A 10,427-nucleotide genomic window follows, 5' to 3' on the forward strand; every position below is an offset into this window, starting at 1 on the left:
TTCTCAGGTACGCCCTCTTTTGCAGGTGTAAAGGAAGCAATGGTGCCGTCTTCTTTGTAGGTTACATTGTATAAAGAGGGAACATAAATTCCGGGAATCTGGGAAGCTGCAAACAGGAAGTCTGCTCTGGAGCCGCCTGCTGCCTTGTTTGCCTTATATGCATCAAACAGAGCATCATAGACAGTCTCACCCTCGCCAATATAAAACATATCAAAAAATTCTGCGATCGGTTCCGGATTATATGCACATGCACCGCCGCCGATGACGATAGGGTCATCTTCCTTACGATCCTTTGCCAGAAGTGAAACATGGCTCAGGTCAAGTACCTGAAGCACATTGGTATAGCACATCTCATATCCAAGGGTAATACCAAGGAAATCAAACTCCTTTACAGGCTCCTGGGATTCCAGGGCAAAGAGAGGAATATGTTCCTCACGCATAATTTTATCCAGATCCATCCACGGAGAAAAGACACGCTCACACCAGACATCCTCACGTTCATTGAACATGTTATAGAGGATCATCATGCCCAGATTGGACATACCGATTTCATAAACATCCGGGAAGCACATGGCAAAGCGGATATCTACGTCATTCTTATCTTTCATTACAGAGTTGACTTCACCACCGATGTAACGGGCAGCCTTGTCAACTTTCATTAAAATTTCATCGCTTAAAGCTAGAGTTCTCATAGTATTCCTTTCAGAGGTTATTGTATCAACATTGTGTTAAGCAGGGAAAATCCCCCACAATATTCCTATTATATACGGAATGGTGGGGGATTTCAAGGGAGAGTCGGATAGTTTGCAGCTTTTATCTGACAGTATCAGGCTGTAAAAGCGTGAGTAATGTTTCGTATACATATGTATTTTCTCTAACAATTATAGAAAGTTCCTCTTTGGCCTGATTCAGCTGGTGAAATAAATTACGGACATCAGGCCTGCCTTCTTTGAAATGTTTTGAACGCAGATATCTGTTCTGATCATAGTAATATCGTTCGTCCAATATGATAACAAGACGTTTTATGTCTCTCACGGCAGTAATCTCATATTCATAACCCTGATGTATATAATCTTCCAGTAAGGCAGCAGTCTCCTCTTCATTATTTGCATATACAACAGAAACATGCGGATAGGGTTTTGAGGTTTTTCTGTCTGTAAGGTGTATCATATTCTGGATAAATGAGGAAAGTTCCGCATTGGTACGGATGCGGTTGGTTAAGTGAAACATCTGGATTTCCGGCAGGTTTTCTATGAGTTTTAATGTATTTACCCCTAATTCTTCAGGACATATGGCATCTTCGGAATCGCTGGAAAATATTACAGGAAACTCCCCCTCCGATTGCGTTAACAGAATCTGCAGTTTTTCTGAAGAAAGCAAATGTGCTTCGTCTACCAGAACTGCACTGTAATGTTTCAGCTCTGTATTTTCGGTCAGCTGATTGTCCGAAAGAAAAGCAATACGTTGTAAACGTTTATGCAGTATTTTCCATTCTTTTCCGGCATTGCCACAGTGAATCATGCATATCTGCTGACGCCTGGACAGTTTCATGGCGATATCATAGAGAAGCAATGTTTTTCCTGTTCCGGGAAGTCCGGTAAAACAGAAATATTCGAACCGGCTGATACGGAGTTTCTTTAAGATCTGGCGCTGGATATCCCGCTGCTGGGAAGTCAGGAAGTATTCTTTTTTCAGGAAACGGGCCGGTTCTGTGATGGGAGAAATCAGATATAGTTCGGCCTGAAACAGATCGTCAATATTCCCCTGATAATCACTGCTCTCCTTTTGCAGTGATCCGCACAGTTCTGTCCAGTCGGCTTCTGCAATATGATCATGATTGGTAAGCCTGACAAGGCGATTCTGACTGCTGATATACGTATAAGACTGTATGGAGCGTCCGAGAACGGAAAGATAATAACGGTTCTGCATAAGCTGTTTACGAATTGCCTCCTCAGATACAGCTCCGCTTTTCAGTTCAATATTTATAATCTGGTCGTCTTTGATCTGGAGAAGATCAAATTCTTTCCCGAGTTTTGGAATCTGGTAGGAATAGAAAAAGCGCAGGGAACAGACTTTAGTCATATGCGATTCTAACTGGCGTACCAGTGCTTTCATACTCTGAAGTTCCCATTCCCGTATTTTGAGGAAATATTCCCGACCGGATAACTGACGTTCCAGTTTTGACAGAGAATCTGTATTCTGATTTCTCGTAAGTGCATATATGGATATTGATCTCATAACTTTTACCTTTCATTTTGCCGGAATTCTTTTATACTATTATAGCAAATATCAGCAATTGCAGGTAGCCTGAAAACCAAAAACAGCCAAGTGGATTTTTCCCTGGCTGTTTTCCCCATCTGAATCAGATTCAGAAATTGTTTTGAAATATCTATTATATTGTGGTTTGGCTGAATTACTCAGCTACAGCGATAGCTTCCACTTCGCAGAGTACGTTCTTCGGAAGCTGTTTTACAGCAACGCAGGAGCGGGCCGGTTTGCTTGTGAAGTATTTCTCATACACAGCGTTGAATGCAGCGAAATCTGCCATATCAGCAAGGAAGCATGTAGTCTTGATAACATTGTCAAATGTAAGTCCGGCTTCTTCAAGAATTGCTCCTACGTTCTTGCAGGACTGCTCTGCCTGTGTTTCGATTTTATCGCCTGCAACTTCACCTGTAGCCGGGTCTACCGGAATCTGACCGGATGCAAATAAGAAGTTTCCTGTCATTTTTGCCTGAGAATATGGTCCGATTGCTGCTGGTGCTTTTTTTGTTTCAAGTGTTTTCATGAATGAATTCCTCCCGTACGATTTAGTGTAATTGATTGTCTGCAGCTGTTTAACCAATCTTTACATTGCAAGATTCCAAACAGCTACCCTTGTTCAATAACCTGTATCCATATCTTACCACCAAAAAAATATTTAGTCAACGGCAAAAAAATTGTTATAAAGAAATTTCGTCTTTTATTACTGGAAGAAAAGATGAAAAATACTGACAATAATCTGATCAGTGGAAGCTCTTGAGCCAGTTTACCAGAGAATCATGCCAGATATTATCATATACTGTTTTCTTCATCTGGTCTGTGACAGGACCATTGCCTGCCATTTTGGCAAGGATTGCCTGCTGTAATTCATCTACAGTCATGTCTTCCGGAGATTTATTCAGATCTACAATTACTGTCTTTTCCTTTTCAACAGCGGCTTCCGTATTTTCCGGAAAACTGTTTTCTGCTGATGTAGCTGAAGTATCGGCAGTTTTTTGAGGCTGAATATCTTCTGCTTTTGCTGCTGCGGTTATTGTTTTCTGTGCAGGAGACTCAGTCTGAGTGGAAGTTGTTTCTTCTGTTTCTTCCTGTACTTTTTTGATATCTGCAGTTTCTGTTTTTACTGATATATATTCTGGCATTTCACCCGCCGGAACCCAGATTTCACCGCTGTTTGCGGCTACTGTTACATTGATACGTCCATCCTGAACAGGTACTTTACGGCCCGTGAGGGTTCCGATATATTCTGCGCAATTTCCTGCCGGAAGGCTCATATCTGCTGCATTATCATCGTTATTTACGGTAACGATCACACGTATTCCGTCAAGGTCACGGGCAAATGCAAACTGGCGGTTGGTAAGCTGAAGTTCAGCGTAGCTTCCGTAGCTTAATGCAGGTGTATGCTGTCGTATCTTTCCAAGAGCTGCGATCAGGGCTGTACATGGATTCTTCTGTACTGCATCTGCATAGTCTTTAATATCCAGAGCCGGTCTGAGGCTGTCATCGGAGAATTTCTCTTTCTTTCCTTCAATACCGAACTCAGAACCGTAATAGATACTTGGTACACCCGGAAGTGTATAGAGTAAGACATGAACAGGTGCAAAATGTGCTTTATTTGAAAGCTTGGTATAAATACGTTCTACATCATGGTTGTCCACAAAGTTGTAGAGATCAAGATTTCCCATATTCTGGAGATATTTTACAGTATGTGCGATTTCGAAATAGTTGTGATCGTTATGTCCGCTGTAGAGTGCTTTATGCAGGGCATAGTTTGTTACACTGTGGAGCGTTTCTCCATTTACCCATCTGCTGTAATCGCCATGGATCACTTCGCCCATAAGCCAGAAATCTTCCTTTACTTCTGCTGCTGTACGGCGCAGGGCACGCATGAAATCAAAATCAAGGACATCTGCCGCATCCAGACGGATTCCATCTACATCAAATTCTGATACCCAGAAACGGATCACATCACAGATGTAATTCTGTACTTCCGGGTTTCTTTGGTTTAATTTTACCAGAAGGTTGTATCCACCCCAGTTTTCGTAGGAGAAGCCGTCATTGTATTCCGTATTCCCTCCGAAGTTCACATTGCAGTACCAGTTGAGATATCTGGAATGTTCGCGGTTTTGCTGAATATCTTTAAATGCAAAGAAATCACGGCCTGTGTGATTGAATACACCATCGAAAATAACTTTGATCTCTTTTTCATGACAGGCTGCCACGAAGTTTTTAAGGTCTTCGTTGGTTCCGAGACGGGAATCCAGCTTCTTGTAATCTGTGGTTTCATAGCCATGTCCTACACTCTCGAATAAAGGTCCGATGTACAATGCTGTACATCCGATTTCTCTGATGTGGTCGATCCATGGAAGTAATGTGTTCAGACGGGAAACAGGAGCACTGTAGTCATTGTGCTTCGGCGCACCGGTTAAACCCAGTGGATAGATGTGATAGAAAATTGCCTCATTATACCAGCTCATAAATGACACCTCTGTTTTTAAATTTATAATTTCAATTTATGGGGATTTTTTTACCCTGATATCATACAGGAAAGAAAATAATTAGATAAACTGTATTATAGTTGAAATTATATTCATACGATTCTTATAATAACAGATTTTTCAGACAGAATCCAGTTTTTTTTCAATTTTGGCTTGTATATCTCAGGATAGTGATGTATGAACAGTAACTTAAAATTTACTCTACAAAAAAATCTACTTAAGGTATATAATATTGCTGTAAATAATCTGGATATGCATAGAAATAGAAAGAAACAAACATAGATAAGCAAGGAGAATATAAACTATGAGACATATAGATGAAATTCAGATTGCCGGAACTGCAATCCTGCTTTGTGGCGCGATGTTTGCGGTTTCTGCTGTGGCACCTACCGGTAATACAGTGTCAAAAGCTGTTACAAACTTTACGGAAGCTCCGGAAACTGCCGCTGAGGCTCAGGCACAGGCAGAAGCTCAGGCTGAGGAGGATGGATTTACCATTTATACTCAGGAAAGTAACTATGATTCTGATTATGACAACAGTTATAATGATACTTCTTACAATGACTCTTCTTACAATACTGATACGACGCAGGACGGTTCTCTGGATGATACAGGGCAGGAGAATGATAATACAGATACAGAAGATGGATCTTCTGATGATGGAAGCAGTGATCAGACATCGTCTGACGATACAGGGGATGATTCTTCCGATCAGATTGATTATCCCAGTGATGACAATTCCGGTGACAGCACAGATGGTTCTCTGGATAACTCTGATACATGGGAAGACAATGGAGAGGAAGTCCAGCAGATAGAGTATTAATCAATCTGACGCAGGACTTCACGCTAAAGCATTTTTCAAACCCGCTCCAAGATAGACTGGATTATTTGTATTATTTTACGAAATTACTATAATTATGTTTTTGTTTCTCAATAAATGGTATAATCAAACTGTTATTAACATTCAGGAGGCTTTTTATGAAGAAACAAAACAGGTTACTATCACTAATTCTATCTCTGTTCCTTCTGCTGTTTACCTTAGTTCCGCAATCAGCACTGACGGTAAAAGCTGAAGGCAACAGTGAGATGGCAGTTCATTTTATTGACGTTGGACAGGGAAATGCCATCTTAGTACAGTCCGGAGGACAAAATCTTTTGTACGATGGCGGGGATCAGAGCCATGCTGATCTGATCATCTCCTACTTACAGGAACAGAATGTGGAAAACATTGACTATATGATCGCTTCTCACTATGATGAAGATCATATCGGCGGTCTTGTTCCATGTATAGACAATTTCTCTGTAAGTAATATATTCGGACCAGACTATGTACATACTTCAAATTTATTCAATAATTTTATGAATACTGCCACTGCAAATGCAATTATCGTACAGTATCCTTCTGTAGGTGAAACATTTGATTTTGGCACCGGAAGTTTCACTGTTCTTGCACCGAATGGTATCAGCCAGAACAGTAATGATAACTCTCTTGTAATCAAACTTGAAAATGGTTCAAATAGCTTTATTTTTACCGGAGATGCAGAGGAAACCAGTGAACAGGATATGATCAGTACTGGTATGAACCTTGATTGCGATGTTCTTTCTGTTGGTCATCATGGGTCTGCAAGTTCAACTACCTGGGATTTCCTTGAGGCGACTTCTCCATCTTACGCAGTCATAAGCTGCGGAATCAATAATCAGTATAATCATCCGTCAGCAGATACAATGGGACGTTTATCAGATATGGGAATCCCTGTATTCCGAACAGATAAACAGGGTACGATCATTGCAGTCTCCGATGGAACAAATATTTCCTGGTCACAGGAGCCATGCAATGATTATTCTTCCGGAGACTCCTCTGTAAATGCTTCTGCAGGTGGCACTGGTGGAAACTCCTGGCAGGAAGAAACTACCACTTCTGATCCGGTACCTGAACAGGAAGAATCCAACAATGCAGATGTAGGAACAATGGTATGGATCCCTGCAACCGGCGAAAAATATCACAGCATTCCCAACTGTGGAAGAATGAACCCGGATACAGCCAGACAGGTATCCAGATCAGAAGCCGAGGTTATGGGATACGGACCTTGCAGTAAATGTTACTGATAAACAAAAACAGCCGCATTTGCGGCTGTTTTGTTAAAATCCTTCCTGTCTGCGTACTTTCCAGAGTTTTGCACGTTTCTGTGCAGCTTCATTCTCTATCTGCTGAGTAACTCCCTCAATGATAAGTCCCGGTACTTCCACAGGATGCTGATGTTCATCTGTTCCAACCATAATAAAATATGCGCGGTTGATCATGGTTCTGGTTCCATCAAGGGCTTCACAGTAAGTATCAATACGTACTTCCATGGAAGAACGTCCCACATGTGTAAGCCGTCCGATGAGAACGATGGTATCGTTCACTCTGGCTCCGGCTTTGAAATACATATTGTCTACTGCAACAGTTACCACATTCATTTCCGCATGACGCTTGGCAACAATACCTGCTGTTTCATCAATCCATGCAAGCAGCTGTCCGCCAAACAGATAACCTGCGGCATTCAGACACTTTGGCATTAATAAATGAGACTGCTCTGTTAAGGAGTCCTCAACTCGTTTCATTTTTCTTTCTGACATTTCTTTTCTCACTTCCCCTTTATCATGCTTTCTGTTGGCTATTATAGCACGTTCCATGATTTTGTGTTATATTTTTCATAATTTTCCTTCTGTATAATTTTAAAGCGTTATCACTTTAATATGATTGTATGAAAAAAAATACAATCTTTATCTTGCCTTTCCCATCACTTTACTGTACAATGTTTAAATAGGTACAAATACAAATGTTCGCCATAGTAAAACACTGATCGCAAGGATGCATCTGCAATTCACTGTATCAGTGTTTTTTAATAAAATTCACTATAATATGCATTATTTACGAGTATTGCTATAAGTGAATTTGCGAGTATTGCTGTAGATAAATAACGGGGAAATGAGGAATGATATTATGGAAAAACATGAAATGATGAGTCTGGAAGATTCCGGACAGCTTCGTGACAAAATGAGATTCTTTGAACAGGAACTGCTCAAGAATCATCATATCGATCCAAATCTGTATGTAGAATATAATGTAAAAAGAGGTCTTCGTGACTCCGCAGGTAAAGGTGTCCTGACAGGTCTTACAGAGATTTCTGATGTTAATGGTTATAATCTGATCAACGGCAGACAGATTCCGGCTGATGGACGTTTATACTATCAGGGAATCAATGTACAGGATATCATCAGTGGTCTGAACGGAAGACGTTTTGGATTTGAAGAAACAATTTATCTTCTGATCTTCGGTAAGCTCCCTGATAAGGAAGAACTTTCCAGATTTCTGGATATGATGTCTGATATGGAGGAGCTTGGCGGTCGTTTTGTCCGCGATGTTGTTATGAAGGGAACCAATGCCAATATTATGAATGCCATGCAGCGTTGTGTTCTGGCTCTCTATACATATGATGACAATCCGGAAGATATTTCTCCTGAAAATGTACTTCGTCAGTCTCTGGAACTGATTGCAAAGCTTCCTGAAATTGCCGTATATTCTTACCATGCATATCGCCATTTCAGAAAGGATGATACCTTATTTATCCGTAATCCGCAGAAGGGGCTTTCTCTTGCCGAGAACATTCTTCTTATGCTTCGCCCGGATGGAAAATACACAGAACTGGAAGCAAAAGTTCTGGATATTGCACTGATCCTGCATGCTGAGCATGGTGGCGGTAATAACTCCACTTTCACCACTCATGTGGTAACTTCTTCAGGGACAGATACCTACTCTTCTACTGCTGCATCCATCGGATCTCTGAAGGGACCTCGTCATGGTGGAGCAAACCTGAAAGTTCAGAATATGTTTGCTGATCTGAAGTCTCATGTAGATCAAGATCACTGGGATAACGAAGATGAAATCATAACTTACCTCAAGAAGGTTCTGAATAAAGAAGCATTTGACCATGCAGGGCTAATCTATGGTATGGGGCATGCAGTCTATACACTTTCCGATCCTCGAGAAGTGATCCTGAAACGCTTTGCCCAGGCACTTGCTGAGGAAAAGGGAATGACAGAGGAATTCGAGCTTTATAACAGAGTAGAAAATATTGCCGGCAAACTGATTATGGAACATAGAAAACTGTTCAAGAATGTCTGCGCAAATGTGGACTTCTACAGTGGATTTGTATACAGCATGCTTGGTATTCCGGAAGAATTATTTACTCCGATCTTTGCTATTGCACGTATGCCGGGCTGGAGTGCTCACCGTCTGGAAGAACTGATCAATGCAAATAAGATCATTCGTCCTGCTTACAAATATGTAGGACATCATACAGATTTTGTTGCTTTTGACGAAAGGTAAACAGATGAAACTTATTACTGGCTGCGGTTCATTCCGCAGCCGTTTTATTATGTCACTAAAGTGAGCTTCCCGCAGAAAGAGAATCCTGCGCTACTGTCCACTGGTAATATCGTTACTGTTCACTCCGTTCACAGTAACGTAATATCCTTTCTCGTAAAAATATAATTTGCATTTGTTGTATGAGGTCTGTATAATCAAAATAAATCCGAAAAAGGAGGTATTCTCTATGGCAAAAGAACAGATTGCAGTTGCAGAACTGGTTTTAAATATGATCCTTGGAAAGACAGGCGGTACACGTGTAGATTATTTCCCACAGAAACCGGATTTTCCGTTTGATGCAGTTTATGAGCAGGCATTTGTACGTGCCACACCGGAGAATCAGGGAATCTCCTCTGATCTGTTTACTGCTCTTCTTCGGGAACTGGATGCTTCCAAAGATACGGAAATGCATCATTTTATGGCACTGCGTCATGGCAAGGTAATCTGTGAATGTAATTTTGCACCATACCCTAAAGGAATGTGGCATATTACACATTCCATGTGCAAGAGCATCACAGGTATGGCAATCGGCATGTTGATCGAAGAGGAAAAATTAAAGCTCGATGAAAATATTTATGACATTTTTCCGGATCATATAAATGCCTTTTCAAAGATTTTCCGCCCTGTGATCACAGTAGAGAATCTGCTGACCATGACAAGCGGCATAACTTTTAATGAATCAGGTATCGTGTCCGGAAATGACTGGCTTGGAAGCTTTCTGAATGCATCTGTCAATGGAAAACCCGGAACGGAGTTTCAATATAACAGTCTGAATACTTATGTTCTTTCTGCAATCGTGACGAAACGTACAGGAGAAACCCTGACCGAATATCTGACTCCGAGACTGTTTGGTCCTCTTGGTATCACGAAATATTACTGGGAAACCTGTCCGAAAGGAATTACAAAAGGCGGCTGGGGACTGTTTCTCTGTGCAGAAGACATGGCAAAACTTGGCCAGCTGTATCTTCAGAGGGGAAAATGGAATGGTCAGCAGCTGGTGTCTGAATATTGGATAGAAATATCTACGGCACGACATCTGAAAACTCAGAATGACACCTATGGATATGGATATCAGCTATGGATGGAACAGCGCCCGGGAAGCTTTGAATATAATGGAATGTTGGGACAGAATGTTATTATTTATCCGGATATGGATATGGTTCTTGTCACAAATGCCGGGAATAAAGAAATGTTTCAGGACTGTATCATGCTGAATATCATTCGGAAGTATTTCCCTGTTAATTATCATCCCGCCG

General features: G+C 41.1%; 9 protein-coding genes. 4 read left to right on the plus strand and 5 right to left on the minus strand.

Annotated elements, in window-relative coordinates; translation table 11 throughout:
* The 4 genes from AC075J_RS02565 to AC075J_RS02580 all read right to left on the minus strand — a co-directional run.
* The coding region (locus AC075J_RS02565; protein ID WP_476389950.1) for a radical SAM family protein at positions 1–692 on the minus strand (692 nt) is incomplete at its 3' end.
* 121 nt (positions 693–813) lie between these two features.
* Positions 814–2,238: a DNA/RNA helicase domain-containing protein gene (locus AC075J_RS02570; protein WP_173706576.1), complete on the minus strand. Its 1,425-nt coding sequence runs from the start codon at positions 2,236–2,238 to the stop codon at positions 814–816.
* 175 nt (positions 2,239–2,413) lie between these two features.
* Positions 2,414–2,788, minus strand: coding sequence for a RidA family protein (locus tag AC075J_RS02575; protein WP_008703111.1), 375 nt, complete (start codon positions 2,786–2,788; stop codon positions 2,414–2,416).
* 217 nt (positions 2,789–3,005) lie between these two features.
* Positions 3,006–4,739, minus strand: a complete 1,734-nt coding sequence (locus AC075J_RS02580; protein WP_055052791.1) for an alpha-amylase family glycosyl hydrolase — start codon at positions 4,737–4,739, stop codon at positions 3,006–3,008.
* 325 nt (positions 4,740–5,064) lie between these two features.
* Here AC075J_RS02580 and AC075J_RS02585 point away from each other — a divergent pair, with 325 nt between their 5' ends.
* Both AC075J_RS02585 and AC075J_RS02590 read left to right on the plus strand, forming a co-directional pair.
* The gene (locus AC075J_RS02585; protein ID WP_118330911.1) at positions 5,065–5,583 is read left to right on the plus strand and encodes a hypothetical protein; all 519 of its coding nucleotides are present in this window, start codon (positions 5,065–5,067) and stop codon (positions 5,581–5,583) included.
* A 155-nt stretch (positions 5,584–5,738) separates the two neighbouring features.
* Positions 5,739–6,866, plus strand: coding sequence for a ComEC/Rec2 family competence protein (locus AC075J_RS02590; RefSeq protein ID WP_118613674.1), 1,128 nt, complete (start codon positions 5,739–5,741; stop codon positions 6,864–6,866).
* Between the two features lie 33 nt (positions 6,867–6,899).
* Here the strand turns inward: AC075J_RS02590 and AC075J_RS02595 are convergent, their stop codons facing one another.
* A complete protein-coding gene (locus AC075J_RS02595; RefSeq protein ID WP_025577026.1) occupies positions 6,900–7,379 on the minus strand; it encodes an acyl-CoA thioesterase in 480 nt (159 codons plus the stop codon).
* 367 nt (positions 7,380–7,746) lie between these two features.
* Between AC075J_RS02595 and AC075J_RS02600 the strand changes: the two genes are divergently transcribed.
* A complete protein-coding gene (locus tag AC075J_RS02600; RefSeq protein ID WP_022381230.1) occupies positions 7,747–9,132 on the plus strand; it encodes a citrate/2-methylcitrate synthase in 1,386 nt (461 codons plus the stop codon).
* 226 nt (positions 9,133–9,358) lie between these two features.
* Positions 9,359–10,427, plus strand: a 1,069-nt coding sequence (locus AC075J_RS02605; protein ID WP_476389951.1) for a serine hydrolase domain-containing protein, incomplete at its 3' end; no start/stop codon positions are given.

It is taken from the genome of Blautia sp. ZXY-1-C6 (genome assembly GCF_056339875.1).

Bases quoted from the DNA above. Each gene is read 5' to 3' on its own strand.
- AC075J_RS02570 (WP_173706576.1), bottom strand. From the start codon at position 2,238: ATGAGATCAATATCCATATATGCACTTACGAGAAATCAGAATACAGAT.
- AC075J_RS02585 (WP_118330911.1), top strand. From the start codon at position 5,065: ATGAGACATATAGATGAAATTCAGATTGCCGGAACTGCAATCCTGCTT.
- AC075J_RS02580 (WP_055052791.1), bottom strand. From the start codon at position 4,739: ATGAGCTGGTATAATGAGGCAATTTTCTATCACATCTATCCACTGGGT.
- AC075J_RS02600 (WP_022381230.1), top strand. From the start codon at position 7,747: ATGGAAAAACATGAAATGATGAGTCTGGAAGATTCCGGACAGCTTCGT.
- AC075J_RS02575 (WP_008703111.1), bottom strand. From the start codon at position 2,788: ATGAAAACACTTGAAACAAAAAAAGCACCAGCAGCAATCGGACCATAT.
- AC075J_RS02595 (WP_025577026.1), bottom strand. From the start codon at position 7,379: ATGTCAGAAAGAAAAATGAAACGAGTTGAGGACTCCTTAACAGAGCAG.
- AC075J_RS02590 (WP_118613674.1), top strand. From the start codon at position 5,739: ATGAAGAAACAAAACAGGTTACTATCACTAATTCTATCTCTGTTCCTT.